The sequence below is a fragment of the Paraglaciecola sp. genome, from assembly GCF_051252315.1.
In the GTDB taxonomy this organism is placed as follows: Bacteria; Pseudomonadota; Gammaproteobacteria; order Enterobacterales; family Alteromonadaceae; genus Paraglaciecola.
Genome location: NZ_JBPOFP010000055.1, coordinates 12,451 through 31,382, shown reverse-complemented (window position 1 = coordinate 31,382; position 18,932 = coordinate 12,451). Strand labels below are relative to the sequence as shown.

Here is an 18,932-nt window from a genome sequence, read left to right as displayed (position 1 = left end):
CTTTGGTTAAGTATCCTGAAGCGCCCATTTGCATCACTTTTGCGGGAATTGGGTTTTCTTTGTAGACAGATAATACAATCACGCGTGTATCTTCAGAAAAACGTAATATTTGTTTAGTCGCTTCTAACCCACCCATACCGGGCATGTTCATATCCATCAAGACTAAATCTGGTGCATGTTTACGACAAAGTTTTACTGCATCTTCGCCGTTAGTCGCTTCTGCAACCACGTTAAAATCATCGATATCTTCGAGAATACGCCTCACGCCCGTTCTGACTAATTCGTGGTCATCAACAAGTAACAATTCAATCAAAATAAAACCTCTTATAAAAGTTAATCGTATCCCTAACGATAAAAGTGGGCACTGAGTCGATTCCAGCCATTAATAGTGTCGATTAACCCTTGACCAATATTGGTAGCAAAACAACGCTCTACCTGACAAGTAATTATCCACCTGTCTTGACACCTTTCGACAGGTTTGGGTTTATTCGCTTTGCCACCACAACGGCACATAATAAGAACAGGTTTCTTTTGCTTCTTTTGGGTTTGCGATGTTCTTTTACGTTTAAGCAACTTCATGATCTTTATTTAATAACATATTTAAATATTGACCCCAGCATAAATCATTCAAACATAAAGCCAAAGCGAAACAAGGTTGACTGGGTTATTTTTGAGCAGAAAAATTGAATTAATTGAAATAGAGGCTCAAACCAGCCTCTATCTTTTTAAAAATGATAATACCAATCCAAAATAAATCAGTATTAGAGCGTGTTGATCTTTGCTGTATGCTTTTTGTTCTAATTAAAAGCGGCTTTGAATGTTTCAAAACACTCGACTTGTTTGTCTATCACCATATCGCCCACTTTGGTGGCAAACCCTAAAAAATGGGGCGTGGCTAAATGGGCCGAAAAGTCTTCTTTTGTACGATATATTTCATACAAATAAATAAGCGTTGGTTTATCTTCTGCGCGGCTTACATCAAACTGCAGACAATTTTCTTCAAGACTTAATGAATCATCCGCTTGTTTTAACATTAACGGCAAAAACTCATCGAATCTGTTTGGTTTTACATCAAATTTAACAGTGACTACATACATAAATTTGTCTCTTATTTTTTAAACCGAGTTAATAAAGTACTTATTTGTTCATTAGTGAGTTTATTGGCAGGCAAGCCCTGCAACAAAAGCGCTAATTTACAACTTTCTTCTAATTCTTCCATGCCGTATACACATGATTCTACAGTCTGTGCAGAAACAATTGGGCCATGATTAGCCATAATAATCCCAGGGTGATCGGCAGCAATTTCACCTACAGCTTCTGCTAAATGATCATCGCCGGGGGCAAAATACGGCACCATAGCGATTGGCCCTAAACGCATAGTTAAATATGGCGTGTACGTCGGCACTACGTTATTTGCATTTTCAGCAGGTAAACAAGATAACGCTGTCGCATAAGTAGAATGTAGGTGAATAATACACCTGTCATCGGGCCTTTTGTCATACATGGCTTTATGCAATCTAAACTCTTTAGATGGTGGTAAACCTTTCAATAAGGTGCCATCTAACGCCACGACAGATAACTCATCAGCATTCAAAAAGCCAAAACAGGTATTGGTCGGCGTCATGACCCAGCCTTCTTCAATTCGTACACTCATATTGGCTGAGGCACCAGAGGTTAATCCTCGGTCAAAAATAGATTTTGCAAAAGCGACAATTTGTTCTTTCGCCTGGTTTTCTTCTAGGAACATGTCATTTTCCTTTTTGCTTTACTGAAAAAGTCTTGTTGGCCAAAGTTACCTGACTTTAAGGCTAAACTAACTGGTCTTTCTTCTAAGGTCGTTACAATTGGAACACTAGGCACGATACTTTGACCAATTTCAAAGCCACGAATATTGAGGGCTTTTACTACAGCACCGGAGGTCTCCCCGCCAGCGACGATAAAATTACGTACTTGACGTTCTTTAGCCATTTCAGCTAATTGACAAAAGGTATGTTCAACCAGCTGTGCAGCTTCATTCTTGCCTAATTCTTTATGCACTAAATTAACGGTTTCGGCATCAGCACTGGCATAAATCAAAGGACTTTGAGCAATATTATCAAACATCCATTGACTAATGTCTTCTATCGATTGTTCGCCATTTGCAATTTTAATTGGGTTTAATTGAAGTGCTGGGTGGTCTTTTTTGTATTCAGACACTTGTATTTGGGTCATGGCTGAACAGCTACCGCTAAAAATTAAAACAGGTGAGACATTTTGTTCACTTTGCTTATCATTTTTATCAAGACTACCACCAAGATCCACAAATTCTCGTGCAAGATCAGTCGCTAACCCTGATCCCCCGGTGATTAACTTAAACGCTTTCACACTATGAGAAATGTGGGTTAAGTGTTCTGTAATTAAAGCATCTAAAACAATATATTGAGCACTTTGACTCGCATTTTCGAGCGCTTCAACAATCGCTTGTTCGCCTTTTTCAATCACGTTAAGGTTAATCACACTTGCCGACCCGCTACCTTGAGTTTCAAGTAAACGTTTTAGGTTTGAATCTCCCATTGGCGTTAAAGGGTGATCTTTCATTGGGCTTTCATGTAATGGTTGACCGTTTACATACAAATCGCCTTTATAGACTGTTCTACCATTAACCGGTAATGCCGGACAAACAACCGTACTTTTAACGTCTAATTTATTCATTAATTCGTCAATGACCGGGCCAATGTTACCCTCTTGGGTAGAGTCAAAGGTGGAGCAATATTTGAAAAAGAACTTCTGACAGCCTTGTTGAAGTAAAAACTCTGCGCTTTGAATACTATCGGACACCGCTTTAGTGACTGCACAGGTTCTGGATTTCAATGCGATTACAATTGCATCATAGGCAGATAAATCAATCTGTTCATTTTCTTCAGGTAATCCATTTAACTGAATGGTGCGTAAACCACTCGCCACCAAAAAACTGGCTAAATCTGTGGCTCCAGTATAGTCATCAGCAATACATCCCAACCAAGGACTTAAAACTACTTTGTTATTCATTTTTTACCTAACAATATGTATAGCATTAATAAACCTTATACTTTATATTTACAACAATGAAAGATATTATATTACAATTGAATAAAAAATATAGAGAAAGTTAGAGAGATATGACAAAAACAAATTTTACAATCACAGTTTTACCCGGTGATGGCATTGGCCATGAAATTACTGAAATATGCCTAGACCTATTAAATGAAGTGGCTTCTAAGGTCGGTCAAGTCGATTTAGATTTTGCTTCCTTTGCAGCTGGTGCAGCTCATTATAAAGAAACTGGCATTTCACTACCTGAAGACGCGATGAACCATGCCTTTAATAGTGACGCAACTTTGTTAGCCTGTATGGGATTGCCTAGCATTCGTTATCCTGATGGCCGTGAAATAGCACCTCAGTTAGAGTTACGAGAAAAAATGGATCTTTTTGCCGGTGTTCGCCCGGTTAAAACGATGCCAGGTTTACCCTTACCTCTAACGTCTGAAGCAGCTAAAAACTTAGACTTCATCTTAATAAGAGAAAGTACAGAGGGTTTATTTGCCAGCAGAGAAACCTTTAAAATTGAAGGTGAAGGCGATTCAGCGGCTGCTTACGACACACAAAAAATAAGTTATCAAGGTTGTAAACGTGTATTTGATTTTGCTTTTGATTTAGCAAAACAACGTAAATCCCAAGGCTACCAAGGCAAAGTGACTTGTGTAGATAAAGCCAATGTTTTGGGTTCTTTTTACTTTATGCGTCAAGTATTTGATGAACGCGCTAAAAACCATACCGACATAACAGCTGATCATATCTATGTAGATGCGGCAGCATTGCAACTAGTCGCTAAACCTTGGCAGTTTGATGTGTTAGTCACTGAAAACATGTTTGGAGACATATTGTCTGACTTAGGCGCGGGATTAATGGGTGGCATGGGTATGGCTCCTTCTGCTGACATTGGTTTTGACAAAGCGGTATTCCAACCATGCCACGGCACAGCCCCTGACATTATTGGCCAAGGAAAAGCCAATCCAACAGCCATGTTTTTATCTGGCGCAATGATGCTTAATTGGTTAGGACATCAACACAACAACGAGCAATTGATTAAAGGTGCGACTTTGATTAATAAGGCAGTAGAAAATGCTTATGCCAGTGAAGAACTATTACCTTATGAATTAGGTGGAAAGTCTGGTACAAAAGTAATCAGTGATAAAGTATTTTCTGAATTAGCAAAGTTGTAATTTAATCTTAAAAATTGGGAACCGATAATAATGAAAAAAGTGGTCTATCTGTTAAGTTTTGTACTTTGTATTGTCTCTATACAAGCTAATGCCAAACGTGCCTACCCTGTTCGACCTATTACCAATACAGTCGTGTGGTCAGCAGGAGGTGGTACTGACTCGATTAACCGTATGTTAATGGCTGAAATGGCCAAAGAACTCGGTGTTCGTGTCAATGTTGTCAATAAAACTGGCGGCGTAGCTGGCTCTATCGGCATGAATTCGGTATTAAGAAAACGTGCAGATGGCTACAATTTGGTAGGCATTTCTAGCTCTAATGTCGTAGCTGGTGTTAATGGCGGCTGGAAAGAAAAATTTAATGTTTGGTCGCCGTTTATTGTGGGCAGTTCACCAGATGTTATTTCGGTTCCTTATGATTCACCATACAAAACTCTTGACGATTTGATCAAGGCTGCCAAAAGTAAGTCGGTTAAGGCGGCTGCTGGGGGTATGGGTGGGATCCATCACATTTATTTACTTGAGTTAGAAAAAGCAACAGGTGCAAAATTTAAATACATTCCTTACCCAGGTTCAGCCCCTTCTCAAACCGCTACTATTACAAAAGAAGTAGACTTTGTTATTACCTCTATGGCTGAACAAGCGGCTTTATTAAGAGGAAAAAGACTACGGGCTTTAGCTATGTTACATCCAGATAGTTACACCTTAAAAGAAGTAGGAGAAATAGCCACTGCGTTTGATTCCTACCCTACCTTGGCCGAACGTTTACCTTTAAGCCAAGCGATTGGTTTTGCTATTAACCGCAAAGCGCCTGATGAAGTTAAAAGCACCCTAGCCAAAGCATTTACTAAGGCGCTTCAATCCTCCAAAGTTCAAGAATGGGCTAAGTTGAACCATTACGAACTATCAGGTTTATCAGGGGAAAAAGCGGAACAAGAATTTAGTCGATTAGAGTCAATATTCACTTGGACACTTGATAGTTTAGGTGCCAATAAAATATCGCCTGCTAAGTTTGGCATCGCAAAACCCAATTAATTAAAAATTAAAACTAAAACTAAAACTAAAAGATTAATAAAATGACCGAAAACGCCTCGAAGTCCGAGAGCAACGAGAAAAACAACCAGCAAACCTATAGGCAATATGACTTTAAATTTGTCGTTGTCTTGCTGGTTTTATTGGCCTACATACTCAAACTCACTTTGTCATTTCCCATGTCTGGAAGTTACGGAGGGGTTGAAAACCAATGGTATGTATCCCCTGCATTGTTCCCGTTAATATTGCTAAGTGCTTTATTTTTATGCTGTATCTCTTTATTAGTTAGCTCGGTTAAACAACAGGGAAGTCAGCACTTCTTTAGCCTTTCGCATTGGTTTGGAAATAGAGCCGAACAGGAAGTGCGTGACAGATGGCTGATTATTGGACTGTTAGTAATTTACGTCTATGTATTGATCCCTGCTACCGATTTTTACTTAGCCACTACCGTATTTTTAAGCTCGTTAACTGCCATATTTTATTTGCAGCTCAAACAGGCGAGGCAAACGGTTATTGCAGCCAATATGTTACTTATGGCCACATTAATCACGGTACGCACCACATTAAATGAAGACCCTAGCCTGACTATTTTGGATATAAATGACCTAGAATCCAGCATTTTGTATTGCGATCTAAGTTCTGCTTTAACACTTATATTGCTTACCCTATGGCAAATTATCGCAGGGGTTAAAATTGATAAAACAAAAGTCATTTATAATTTAATTGCTGTATTGGTAGTGCCTCTCATTTTAATCATGATATTCAGTTTTCTATTATATGTACCCATGCCCGTGGAATATGGCAATGTAATCAACTTTCTCAATTGGTTGATTTACGAACAGTTAGGGATTTAGTTGTGATTGAACAATTTTCTCAATTTTTTAGTATTTTAATAGATTTGGTCAGTACACCATCGAATCTGATCATTTTATTTGTTGCCAGTTTCTTGGGTATTATTTTTGGTGCCATGCCTGGGTTAACCGCCACATTAGGTGTCGCTTTGTTAACCGCTTTAACTTACGGATTAGGCGCAGACACGGCATTACTCGCTTTATTAGGTTTGTATGTCGGTGCCATTTATGGAGGTTCTTATCCGGCCATTCTCATCAATATTCCAGGTACTCCGGCAGCTGCAGCGACAGCTATGGATGGTTATCCATTAACTCAAAAAGGGTTGGCTGGTAAAGCACTAGGTTTAACCACAACGGCTTCATTTATTGGAACGATTATTGGATTATTGTTCTTAGTGACTCTGTCTCCATTCATTGCCAGTTTAGCCTTGCAATTTACCTCGTGGGAGTTCTTTTTATTAGCGCTGTTAGGCATAGTATTAAGTGGAAGTTTGACCTCACCAGATTTAGTCATCAAAGGTTGGATAACAGGTTTACTTGGACTGTTTTTAGCCACTATAGGCAGAGATGCTTTACAGTTTTTCCCTAGGTATACATTTGATCAGCCTCAATTAGATGGTGGACTAGAAATCGTCCCCGTATTAATTGGCGCCTTTGGCATACCACAAGTAATTAGAGCGTTAACCACTAAAACTCAAACAACGCCTCCAGCTTTCGTTGGTAACATCATGCCTGAGTTTTCTGCCATTAAACGTAATATCAAACACATATTTCGTTCTGCAACCATTGGGGTTGGGGTTGGCGCCGTGCCAGGTGTGGGTGAAGATATTGCCGGTTGGGTGTCATATTCAACGGCCAAAAAAACCAGCACAAAAGAACAACAAGCCGAGTTTGGTAAAGGTTCTGAAACCGCTATTGTTTCTTCTGAGACAGCCAATAATGCCTGTGTTGGTGGCGCCTTAATTCCACTTTTAACTTTAGGGATCCCAGGCAGTCCACCTGCCGCCATGTTGTTAGGGGCTTTGTTGTTACATGGCATAACACCTGGACCAAGCATTGAGATTGACCATCCTAATTTTTTGTTAGAAGTGACAGCGATTATGGTGTTGGCCTCTTTTGCCATGTGGGCTAATGGGTTACTCATGGCTAAACAGGTTTTGAAAGTGCTGCAACTGCCTACCTCTCTATTTATCCCAGTCGTTGCGGTACTGTGTATTTTAGGCGCCTATGCCCTTAACCTAAATATGTTTAGCCTATACCTAATGGTACCCATCGGCATCATTGCATTTATATTAGGTGAGATGAAGTTCCCTATTTCGCCTATGGTCATTGGTTTGGTATTAGGCGGCATGGCAGATGAAAGTTTACGTCGTGCTTTATTATTAAGCGAAGGGAGCTTTCTGCCTATGTTTGAACGCCCAGTCGCTGTGATTTTGGTATTAGTAATGAGCTTGTTTATTTTAGCGCAATTCAAATGGTTCAAAGGTTTATTGGCTAAGTTAACCAACAAATTCAAGTTTAAGGACAAGAAGTGAGTAAACAAACTTTAAATGTTGTGTGTTCTGGTACAGGGTACTTTAGTCAATTTCATTACGAAGCTTGGTCTAGACTAGATCAAGTGAATCTTGTAGGTGTTTGTAATAGAAGCATAAAATCGGCAGAGGAATTTGCCCAAAAGTACAAGATACCAAATAGTTCAAGTGACTTAGAAGCATTATTGCGTGAAACCAAACCTGATTTAGTCGACATCATTACGCCGCCAGCTACACATTTAAACGCAGTCAAAATTGCCGCCAAACTTGGCATAGATGTGATCTGTCAAAAACCCTTTGGTGAAACCATAGAAGTGGCGCAACAAATGGTTGAAATAGCCGAACAAGCGGGTATAAAACTTATTGTGCATGAAAACTTTCGCTTTATGCCTTGGTATCGAAAAATAAAACAAGTGTTGGAGAGTCAGGTATTAGGAGACGTTCTGAACGCAGAGTTTAGACTTAGAACAGGTGACGGACAAGGTCCTGAAGCCTACCTCTCTCGACAACCCTACTTTCAACAAATGCCCAAATTTTTGGTACACGAAACAGCCATTCACTTTATCGATACCTTCCGTTATTTATTTGGCGAACCTAAATCACTGTATGCCGATTTAAGACGATGTAATCCGCACATTAAGGGCGAAGATTCAGGCATTATTTTGTTTGATTTTGGGGATAATCTACGCGCTATATTCGACGGAAACCGATTGTTAGACCACCCTACTTCTAACCCTAGACGTACTATGGGTGAATTGAACATAGCTGGCACATTAGGTGAGCTGACCCTAGATGGGGAAGCCAAAGTGTGGCTAAGAAAATTCGGCGAAGTCACTCCCATAGAATTGCCCTATCCCATTCAAGATCAGAATTTTGGTGGAGACTGTGTGTTTAATACCATTGAACACATAGTTAATCACTTTTTGACAGGTACAAGACTTGAGAATACAGGTAAAGACTACCTAACCAATATTCAACTTGAAGAAGCGGTTTATCAATCTGCGACTGAACAGCAAAAGATTTCATTTACATAGCGGTAAATTATGCACACTCTCTCTGAATTACAATCTATTGGACATGACCTAGTCCGTCCTGAATGCGTTTTAGCCACCCAAGCTGGTTTTTTCTACACCGCTGATTTTCGAGGAGGTGTTTGTAAGATATCTCCCAATGGAGACTCAGAGTTAATATTAGGTAAACCTAATGACACATGCCCTGTGCTAAAACCAAACGGCATTTGTTTACTTAAAAATGGCGACTTTCTCATTGCTCATTTAGGCGATGATAGTGGCGGTGTTTATTTACTTAAACCCAATGGAGAGGTATCGCCCTTTGTCACTCATATAAATGGCGAACCACTGCCTCCGAGTAACTTTATTTATTTGGATCATCAAGACAGACTTTGGTTAACGGTTAGTACGCGTCAACAACCAAGATCGAAGGCTTATCGAAGTGATGTAAGTGATGGGTATATTGCCCTAATTGAAACAGATAAAGCTGAAAATGGTCAGGCTCGTATCGTAGCTGACAATATTGGTTATACGAATGAAGTGTACGTCACCGAAGACGGTAAAACCTTATATGTAAACGCCACGTTTACGAGAGAAACCATCCGTTATCTTGTTGGTGATGACAATCAACTAAGAGAACCTAAAGTAATAGCAAAATACGGAAAGGGAATTTTCCCCGATGGCCTTACAATGGATACAGAAGGATATTTGTGGGTGACTAGCATAGTTAGCAATACGGTACTTAGAGTTAACCCAGATACAGGTGAGAGCCAAGTAGTCCTTGAAGATAACGACACAGACCATTTAGATTGGGTGGAAGACGCCTATAAAACTCATCAAATGGGAAGACCACATTTAGATAATGTTAAAAGCAAACGGCTTAAAAATATAAGTTCGCTAGCTTTCTATGGTGAAAACTTAACATCATTCGCTCTTGGATGTTTGTTAGGAAACCATATTGCCTGTTTTCCAAATTCACTGTTTCAAGGTTCAAAGCCTCCTCACTGGTATTTTGATGACCCCAAATAATAAACTGCAACCCATCATGTGTCACATACAGCAACAAAATAAAATAAATTAACAGATATTTTTCACAATATATTCAAAACTATAAAAATTTTATAATAGGAATATAACTGTATAATTTTTTAGACTAAAGGAAGTTCATATATAAAAATGCGCATGCACATACACCTCTCCGAACAACTCTACAACACTTAATCACCACTCTGGTTAACATATATATAATTTCACAAGACTTACCTTTTTATATTTAAAAAACAGCCCACTTTAAATAGTCTACAATTGACATTAAAAGGTTAAACCCACGGTTTTCCACATAAAAACTAACTCTTTACATAACATTTACACTTGTTAACATCATGTTGCGCATAGCGCTTATGAAGACACAAATTCATATATAAACTCACATGATGGACAACACAATATGACGAAAAAATTCAACAAAAGTGCATTATCCTTAGCGATGATGCCAATATTTCTAGGCGCACCTGGCCTCGCAAGTGCACAAGATGCAAACAAAGACCAAGGTGTAGAAGTAATTGAAGTTAAAGGTTTTAAAGGAAGCCTATTACGGTCACTCAATAACAAGAGATTAAGTGATGGAGTTAGTGACTCTATATTCTCTGAAGATATTGGTAAATCAGCAGACCAAGACATTGGTGAAGCCCTCCAACGTATTACTGGTGTGTCTATTCAACGTGGCGGTGGTGCAGAAGATGGCGGAGACTCAACAACAGTTACCGTTCGTGGAGCTAGCCCCGACTTAAATGTCATTAGTTTAAATGGCGTAACATTGACCAGTAGTAGCGAAAACCAAACCGTTGATTTAAGCGCTTATTCTTCTGATATATTAAACTCAATTGAAGTATTAAAAACATCTACTGCTGACCAGAATGAAGGTAGCTTAGGCGCTAACGTAATATTAAAAACATTCCGTCCACTAGATTCAAACGAAAATAAACGGGTTTTAGAACTTCAAGGTCGATATAGTAATTTTGTTGATGATGAAGATTACAAAATATCAGGCTCATTTTCTGAGAAATTCTTAGATGATACTTTAGGGTTTTATATCACAGCGTATTCTGAAACTCAGGCATATCGTAAAGATTCATTTTTTACCAATAACTTTGAAGTTAAAACCTTCCCACACGCGGTTGATGCTAATACGGGTGGAATAATTGATGGGCCAGTCACTGGCTATGTAAATGGCCAAAATGGTTACGCCTTGTTTAATAACAAACTTGAACGTGATGGCTTTACCGCTGCATTACAATGGCAACCAACCGAAGAAACCGAAATTACTTTTGATGTGACTATGTCGGATCAATTTGTCACTGCTGATGAAAACACCTTCACACTACTTGGCCCTCAATCAGCTTATACAGATGCTGATCCATTGGTTTCAGGTAATGATCCTTGGTTAGTGTATAACCCAGACAATCAAATGTTTGAAAAAGTATTGGCTCGCTCTTCTCGAGGCCGTATTGCACAAAGAGAATCTGGTATTGAAACCACTAACCGAATTTATAGCTTTGACGTAAAACACTACTTTACTGACGAATTCACGATGGAATTCAAAGCAGGGTATTCTAAGACCGTCGCTGATGATGATTATTACACCTATATTAATACGAATAACTTCGTGCATGTTAATGACGAGCTAATCGAAAACTTGCCTTTAGATACGTTGGAACCTGTTGGTTACGACTGTACCTCTGGACATTGTGTCGCTAGGTTTGGGGCTGGATTAGTAAACTTTGGCCCAGGGCAAACTGGCGCCCAAGGTGAAGATAACGCTGATAACAGTGTTACGACCGGCTTCAACCCTGACGATTTAGCCTCTATTCATTTACAACAAGTGAATACACGTGATCGCGACATGAGCGATGAACAGAAACAGGTGTTCTTAGATTTTGACTATGAAACAGATTGGGGACCTATTACTAGCATTGAATTTGGTGGTAAGTATCAAAAACGTAATAAAGACGTATTTAACCAAAATAACTTCTTTGATAACGTTCCACAACCATGGGTTCCAGATGGTGTTAACAACCCTAGCCTTGATGTTGGTATAGCTTCAATTCAATTATCTCAAGTAACAAAAGGGCAAACCCCTTTTGGCGATAACTTTTTAGCTAAGCTTGGCTACGCTCGCGATAATGCCACTGATGGTTGGTTTACCATAGATGGTGCTGCAGCACTTGATGCTCTATTTACTAACAGAGATGTAAGAACACGACCTAACTTATCAAACGATAGACAAGTTGAATTAGAAAATAAGGCAATTTACCTAAAAACGAACTTCGAATTATTAGATGGAGATCTAACGGGTAATATTGGTATACGTTACGTTGAAAGTGGCGTTAATAGTATTGGTTTCTCTGGTGTTCAATATGATTTAAATCAATTTGCTTCAGACTACTCTTTAATCCAAATTGCTACTGATAGTTCTTTAGCTCCTTGTACTGGTGCTCAGTTATATAACAACGGCGTAGATTATGCCGATGGTGCTAACTTAGCTGGAGCTTATGATGCTAATGGAAATTGGGGGCCTGCAGATGGCCAAAGTTGTTTTGATGCAAACTTTGACCAAAGCGCCCAAACTCGTTCAAGATACTGGGATGCCACTACTGACTCTGACAACCCAGATCAATATATGGCAACAGGCTCTAACGATTACGACAATGTATTACCGAGCTTAACCCTTAACTATAATTTAGACGAAGAAACTGTTTTACGTTTCGCCGCATCTAAAACTATGGCACGCCCAAGAATCGATTCATTAAAACCTAGCTATACCATGAATTACAGTTTATGGAGTGGTGGTAACTCAAATGGTACTATCAATAATCCAGGGCTTATTGCCTTAGAGTCTAATAATATTGATTTATCTTACGAGTGGTATTTCAACGATGGCGGCGCCATTAGTGCAGCAATATTCTATAAAGATATGTCAAACTTTGAAGAAACTGCATCAATAAGCTCCCATTGGCAAGATGTATCGACCCTTGACCAAGCAGGTCTAGAAGCAATGGATCCTATTGAAGCATTAATTGCTAAAAATGATGATGGGTCTCCTAAAACCGTATTTGAAGAGCCAGGCTGTATGCCAAACTACCGTCATAGATGGCAATCAAATGCAGTTGAGTTCGTTACCCAGTGTGACACCATCGACTTAAACTTAATTAGGAATGGTAAAGGTGGTAAAAACCAAGGTATTGAACTTGGATACAATCAAAACTACGACTTTTTACCAGGTGTATGGGCAGGTTTAGGTGTTGCAGCAAACTATACCTACTCTGATTCAACTACTGATGCTGAAGTAATTGGCTTTGATACACAATTATCTTCTCTACCATTAGAGAATGTATCTAAACACCAATACAACCTTTCAACATTCTGGGAGCAAGATGGTAATCTAGTTCGTTTAGCTTATAACTATAGAACCGATTCATTATCAAGACGTTCATTCCGTCAAGGTGCATTATGGAACGAAGGAGGTGGCTCTTTAGACTTGTCAGCTACATATAAGCTGAATGACGCGGTAACATTTACCTTTAACGCGGTAAATTTAGGAGAACGTGTATTTAGACAATACTACACCAACCTAACAGATACCCGCTTCAATATTGAAGGTAATGCAATGGAAGGTGAAGCGAATAAATCTAGAACCATTCGTGAATGGGTAACAGGTACTACATATCGCTTAGCGGTACGTGCAACCTTTTAATTAGAGTAAACCTAAAACTCTAAAAATAAAAAGCCCTCAATATGAGGGCTTTTTTATCAACAGTTTAATTTTAGTTTATCCTGTTACTCTTTTTACAAAGCTTTCATGTGACATTAATAGATCTACACTTTTATCTAAGTCAGACAAGTACTTAACAAAATAATCGTTAATACTAGAAAAGTTCGAAGCATCAATTAGCGGATCATAACTTTTTGGAAATACTCCCATCCCTTCTAAAACAGCGTACCAACTATCTGACGTGAATAGGTCTAATTGGTTCTCTATCAAACGCCCTTGCTCTTGAAACAACGCCAACTTTTTACTTAAAGTATCTGGAATTTGACGGTCTTTCCACATTAACCAGAAATTAGAATCAGTTCGAGAAGACTGACAATAATGTAATACCAGAAAATCTCTAATACATTCATATTCAATGTCCATTAATCGATTATATTCGTCTATCGTAGCTTGGTTACAATTTTTGTCTGGCAAGCTATCAACAAAATCCATCACTCCCTTTATGATTAGGCTAATACTAGTTGACTCTAAGGGCTCTAAAAATCCAGATGACAAGCCAACTGCAAGACAATTTTTGAACCAAATCTTATCCCGCTTTCCAGTTGTAAACTTAATCACTCTAGGCTCGGTCAGCATTTCTCCAACTATATTATCTTGTAAAACCTGTTTAGCCGTTTCATCATCACAATATTCACTACAATATACATATCCATTACCTGTTCTGTTTTGCAGTGGAATTTTCCACCTCCAACCATGTTTATGAGCTATAGATTCTGTATATGGCGGATAATCTTGTAAGTTCTCTGTCTGCACGGCAATCGCTCGGTCAACAGGCAGAAACTCTTGCCAGTTTTCTAAATCTACTTTTAATGCTTTTTCAATCAATAACGCTTGTTGCCCTGTGCAATCTATAAAGAAGTCACCTTGAATGACTTTACCGTTATCCAGTGTGAGTGATTCAATAAAACCTTTATTGGTCAAATTAGTTTGTCTTACGTGAGCTTTAGTATGCATCACACCATTGTTAGTTGAATACCCTGTTAAATATTCAGCTACGAGACCGGCGTCAAAGTGAAATGCATAAGTTGAAGCCGTTAGGTTATTTGGCTTATTAGGGTCACCAATATGAAATTTGTTTTTTTTAGCCATAGCCACGGATGGAGAAAAATCTGTGTATTTATTTTTTCCACCAAACATTTTGTATTTTAACCAATGCTGATAAAAAGGCCGATTGTCTATTTTTCCACCTACATAACCAAACTGATGCCAATAGTGTTCACCTATCGTATGCCAATCGGTAAATTTGATACCTAGTTTAAAGGTAGCGTTGGTTTCTTTGATAAATTCTTGAAGAGGAATCTTTAAATAATTAAGGGTATCGATTATTGAAGGTATAGTCGCCTCCCCTACCCCAATAGTTTGTACATTTGGTGACTCTACCAACTCAATTTTACAACCTGTATTGAGTAAAGCTCTGGCTAAAATAGCAGCTGAAAACCAACCGGCAGTCCCTCCACCAACAATAACGAATTTTTTAATCTTATTGTCATCCGGTATATTCATATTAGGTCCTTAATTTCTTTATTAATGCAATGAATTAAAACTAATGAAGTAAACCCCAAGCCCTTATTTTACCAGCAAAAAATATTTTTTATATAGTTAAAGAACCTAGGTATTTAATAAAGAAGTTAATATGGGAAGTTACCGAATAAGCATTTTAATTTTGACTACTAGTTGACTCATTTCATGAAGACCATAAAAACAATTAACTTTTCAGGTTTATTAGATGAAAGACCTTAGAACACTATAAACAATCGTTTTTTGAAACAGATACTTACCTCACTGAAAAGTCAATTATTACTAGTGGATTAGAGATTTTAACGTTCTATATCCTTCAATCAAAATGACCTAAAAATTGTCTTCCTCTCCCCTTATATTTTTAAACAAATTTGACTTAGTAATATTAAAAATTCATCGCATTATACTCATAGTCAACATTACTTATCCCTTTAGTCCTTTGTTAACAGATTACATTTTAATGTAAATTAATTTCATCTCATATCTTTACATAAAATTTACATGTGTATATTATGTGTAATTCAAATATAAAGACACGCAATTATTTGTAAACACAAAGGAAGGCTCACATGAACAGTAGTTTTAAATTAAACCCATTGACGAAGGCACTGTTACCCATTTTATTATGTGGTAATGCTGGTTATCTACATGCTCAATCAACAGAGAGCAATGACGATGTAGAAGTTATCGAAGTAAAAGGTTTTAAGGGGAGTTTATTACGCTCTTTAAACAATAAACGATTAAGTGATGGTGTTAGTGACTCGATCTTTTCTGAGGACATAGGTAAGTCTTCAGATCAGGATATCGGTGAAGCATTACAACGTATTACTGGTGTATCGATTCAACGTGGCGGTGGTGCTGCAGATGGCGGTGATTCAACCACCATTAGTGTGCGGGGTGCCAGCCCAGATTTAAACGTGATTAGTTTAAATGGTGTAACACTAACCAGTAGTAGCGAAAACCAAACCGTTGATTTAAGTGCCTATTCTTCTGATATATTAAATTCAATTGAAGTACTAAAAACAGCCACAGCCGACCAAAATGAAGGTAGTTTGGGCGCAAACGTAATTTTGAAGACATTTCGTCCTTTAGACTCGAGTGAAAACAAACGAGTTGTGGAGATACAAGGCCGATACAGCAATTTTGTTGACGATGAAGATTATAAAATATCGACCTCGTTTTCAGAGAAGTTCTTAGACGATACCTTAGGTTTCTACATTACTGCTTACTCAGAATCACAGGCTTATCGTAAAGATTCATTCTTTACCAATAACTATGAAGTAAAAACCTTCCCTCATGCAATAGACGCCAATACTGGTGCTGTTATTGAAGGCCCACTTACCGGTTATGTAAATGGTCAAAATGGTTACGCATTATTTAACAATAAACTGGAACGTGACGGTTTTACCGCAGCATTACAGTGGCAACCAACAGAAGAAACAGAAATTACTTTTGATGTGACTATGTCGGATCAATTTGTTGTTACAGATGAAAATACCTTTACTCTATTAGGCCCTCAATCAGCCTATACAGACGCAGATCCACTTATTTCAGGTAACGATCCTTGGTTAGTGTATAACCCAGACAATCAAATGTTTGAAAAAGTATTAGCTCGCTCTTCTCGAGGCCGTATTGCACAAAGAGAATCTGGTATTGAAACCACTAACCGAATTTATAGCTTTGACGTAAAACATTACTTTACTGATGCTTTCACAGTGGAGTTTAAAGCAGGATATTCTAAAACCGTCGCTGATGATGATTATTACACCTATATTAATACGAATAACTTCGTGCATGTTAATGACGAACTAATCGAAAACTTACCTTTAGATACGTTGGAACCAGTTGGTTACGACTGTACATCAGGGCATTGTAGAGCAAGGTTTGGGACTGGATTAGTGGACTTTGGTCCTGGTCAAACAGGTGCTGCCGGTGAAGACAATGCGGACAACAATGTTACGACTGGTTTTAACCCTGATGATTTAGCCTCTATTCACTTACAACAGGTTAATACCCGTGACCGTGATATGAGTGATGAACAAAAACAAATCTTCTTAGATTTTGATTATGAAACCGAATGGGGTCCCATTACCAGTATTGAGTTTGGTGGTAAGTATCAAAAACGTAATAAAGATGTGTTTAACCAAAACAACTTTTTCCAAGGCGTTCCTGTTCCATGGGTGCCAGAAGGAACTAACAGTCCAGCCTTAGATGTGGGTATTGCGTCCATTCGTTTACAAGACGTAACAAAAGGTCAAACACCTTTTGGTGAAAACTTCCTAGATATTTTGGGTTATCAAAGAGATAACGCAACGGATGGTTGGTTTACCATTGATGGCGCAAAAGTACTAGATGCTTTATTTACTAATAGAGACGTGAGAACTCGTCCAGACTTATCAAATGACAGACAAGTTGAATTAGAAAACAAAGCTATTTATCTTAAAACGAATTTTGAATTCTTAGATGGTGAGTTAACCGGTAATATTGGTGTTCGTTACGTAGAAAGTGCCGTTGATAGTCTTGGTTTTTCTGGCGTTAAGTTTGCCACGGGTAATTTCGCTTCCGACTACCAGTTGTTAGAAATTGCCACAGACTCTTCACTTCCAGCATGTACTGATGCTCAATTATATAACAATGGGGTAGATTACGGAGATGGTGCCAACCTTGCGGGCGCAATTGATGCAAATGGCAACTGGGGACCTGCAGATGGCCAAAACTGTTTTGATGCTAACTTTGACCAAAGTGCTCAAACTCGTTCTCGTTATTGGTACTTTCCAGGAGCCACTCAAAATCCGGATCAATATATGGCAACAGGCTCAAATGAGTACGACAACCTATTACCTAGCTTGACCTTAAACTACAATTTGGATGAAGAGACAGTGGTACGTTTTGCTGCTTCAAAAACTATGGCTCGTCCTCGAATTGATTCGTTAAAACCAAGTTACACTATGAACCAAAACCTTTGGGGTGGTGGTAATTCAAACGGAACTATTAATAATCCAAATTTGATCGCTTTAGAATCAAATAACTTAGATTTATCTTATGAGTGGTATTTTGAAGATGGGGGCGCATTAAGTGTCGCTTTATTCCATAAAGATATGTCAAACTTTGAAGAAACTGCATCTATTAGTTCTCACTGGTTAGACGTTTCTACTCTAGATCAAGCAGGCCTTGAAGCAATGAACCCATTAACGGATGGTTTAATTGCTAAAAATGACGATGGTTCACCTAGAACTGTTTATGAAGAGCCTAATTGTACGCCAAACTTCCGTCACAGATGGCAGTCGAACGCGTTAGATTTGTCTACTCAGTGTGACACTATCAATCTAAACCTTATCAGAAATGGTAAAGGTGGAACGAACCAAGGTTTAGAAATTGGCTATAACCAAAACTATGACTTCCTACCTGGATTGTTGAGTGGTTTAGGGGTAGCAGCAAACTATACCTACTCTGACTCAAAAACGGATGCAGAAGTCATAGGTATCGATACGCAGTTATCTTCATTACCGTTAGAGAATGTATCTAAACACCAATACAACTTATCTACATTCTGGGAGCAGGACGGTAATTTAATTCGTTTAGCTTATAACCATCGAACAGACTCACTATCTAGACGTTCATTCCGTGATGGAGCGTTATGGAACGAAGGTGGTGGTACGTTAGATTTATCAGCAACCTATAAACTAAACGAAGCTATAACCTTTACCTTTAATGCAGTTAATTTAGGTAAACGTATATTTAGACAATACTATACCAACCTAAGCGATAGCCGATTCCCAATCGAAGGTAACGCGATGGAAGGGGAAGCGAATAAGTCTAGAACTATACGAGAATGGGCAACTGGTACAACATACCGTTTAGCCGTTCGTGCTACATTCTAGCGACTATTAACGAGTCATCGTAATATAAGCCAGTCTAGT

14 protein-coding genes are annotated in these 18,932 nt (G+C 38.5%); 8 read left to right on the top strand and 6 right to left on the bottom strand.

Annotation, left to right across the window (positions count from 1 at the left end):
- The 5 genes from ACSHXM_RS12215 to otnK form a co-directional block, all read right to left on the bottom strand.
- Positions 1 to 313 (bottom strand): response regulator (locus ACSHXM_RS12215; RefSeq protein WP_435689052.1); only part of this gene is annotated, 313 nt, incomplete at its 3' end.
- Positions 314 to 345: 32 nt separating this feature from the next.
- Positions 346 to 579 carry a hypothetical protein gene (locus tag ACSHXM_RS12210; RefSeq protein ID WP_435689051.1) on the bottom strand — a complete coding sequence of 78 codons (234 nt, stop codon included), beginning with the start codon at positions 577 to 579 and terminating at the stop codon, positions 346 to 348.
- Between the two features lie 218 nt (positions 580 to 797).
- Positions 798 to 1,097, bottom strand: a complete 300-nt coding sequence (locus ACSHXM_RS12205; RefSeq protein ID WP_435689050.1) for a putative quinol monooxygenase — start codon at positions 1,095 to 1,097, stop codon at positions 798 to 800.
- Positions 1,098 to 1,108: 11 nt separating this feature from the next.
- The gene (gene otnC / locus ACSHXM_RS12200; RefSeq protein WP_435689049.1) at positions 1,109 to 1,747 is read right to left on the bottom strand and encodes a 3-oxo-tetronate 4-phosphate decarboxylase; all 639 of its coding nucleotides are present in this window, start codon (positions 1,745 to 1,747) and stop codon (positions 1,109 to 1,111) included.
- Positions 1,738 to 3,027 (bottom strand): 3-oxo-tetronate kinase, encoded by a 1,290-nt coding sequence (otnK, locus tag ACSHXM_RS12195; protein ID WP_435689048.1) that lies wholly within the window; start codon positions 3,025 to 3,027, stop codon positions 1,738 to 1,740. The genes otnC and otnK overlap by 10 nt, the downstream gene beginning before the upstream one ends.
- A gap of 110 nt (positions 3,028 to 3,137) precedes the next feature.
- Between otnK and ACSHXM_RS12190 the strand changes: the two genes are divergently transcribed.
- The 7 genes from ACSHXM_RS12190 to ACSHXM_RS12160 all read left to right on the top strand — a co-directional run bounded on the left by ACSHXM_RS12190 (position 3,138) and on the right by ACSHXM_RS12160 (position 13,416).
- Positions 3,138 to 4,241 carry an isocitrate/isopropylmalate dehydrogenase family protein gene (locus ACSHXM_RS12190; RefSeq protein WP_435689047.1) on the top strand — a complete coding sequence of 368 codons (1,104 nt, stop codon included), beginning with the start codon at positions 3,138 to 3,140 and terminating at the stop codon, positions 4,239 to 4,241.
- A 30-nt stretch (positions 4,242 to 4,271) separates the two neighbouring features.
- Positions 4,272 to 5,273 carry a tripartite tricarboxylate transporter substrate binding protein gene (locus ACSHXM_RS12185; RefSeq protein ID WP_435689046.1) on the top strand — a complete coding sequence of 334 codons (1,002 nt, stop codon included), beginning with the start codon at positions 4,272 to 4,274 and terminating at the stop codon, positions 5,271 to 5,273.
- A 41-nt stretch (positions 5,274 to 5,314) separates the two neighbouring features.
- Complete coding sequence (locus tag ACSHXM_RS12180; RefSeq protein WP_435689045.1) at positions 5,315 to 6,124, top strand: hypothetical protein; 810 nt, start codon at positions 5,315 to 5,317, stop codon at positions 6,122 to 6,124.
- A 2-nt stretch (positions 6,125 to 6,126) separates the two neighbouring features.
- Complete coding sequence (locus ACSHXM_RS12175; RefSeq protein ID WP_435689044.1) at positions 6,127 to 7,656, top strand: tripartite tricarboxylate transporter permease; 1,530 nt, start codon at positions 6,127 to 6,129, stop codon at positions 7,654 to 7,656.
- Positions 7,653 to 8,687 (top strand): Gfo/Idh/MocA family protein, encoded by a 1,035-nt coding sequence (locus ACSHXM_RS12170; RefSeq protein WP_435689043.1) that lies wholly within the window; start codon positions 7,653 to 7,655, stop codon positions 8,685 to 8,687. Before ACSHXM_RS12175 ends, ACSHXM_RS12170 begins: the two co-directional genes overlap by 4 nt.
- 9 nt (positions 8,688 to 8,696) lie before the next feature.
- A complete protein-coding gene (locus ACSHXM_RS12165) occupies positions 8,697 to 9,692 on the top strand; it encodes an SMP-30/gluconolactonase/LRE family protein (protein ID WP_435689042.1) in 996 nt (331 codons plus the stop codon).
- A 418-nt stretch (positions 9,693 to 10,110) separates the two neighbouring features.
- Positions 10,111 to 13,416, top strand: coding sequence for a TonB-dependent receptor (locus ACSHXM_RS12160; protein WP_435689041.1), 3,306 nt, complete (start codon positions 10,111 to 10,113; stop codon positions 13,414 to 13,416).
- A 75-nt stretch (positions 13,417 to 13,491) separates the two neighbouring features.
- Here the strand turns inward: ACSHXM_RS12160 and ACSHXM_RS12155 are convergent, their stop codons facing one another.
- A complete protein-coding gene (locus ACSHXM_RS12155; RefSeq protein WP_435689040.1) occupies positions 13,492 to 14,997 on the bottom strand; it encodes a tryptophan halogenase family protein in 1,506 nt (501 codons plus the stop codon).
- Between the two features lie 584 nt (positions 14,998 to 15,581).
- On the opposite strand from ACSHXM_RS12155, the gene ACSHXM_RS12150 reads away from it, so the two are divergent.
- Positions 15,582 to 18,893 (top strand): TonB-dependent receptor, encoded by a 3,312-nt coding sequence (locus ACSHXM_RS12150; RefSeq protein ID WP_435689039.1) that lies wholly within the window; start codon positions 15,582 to 15,584, stop codon positions 18,891 to 18,893.
- Positions 18,894 to 18,932 lie beyond the last annotated feature (39 nt).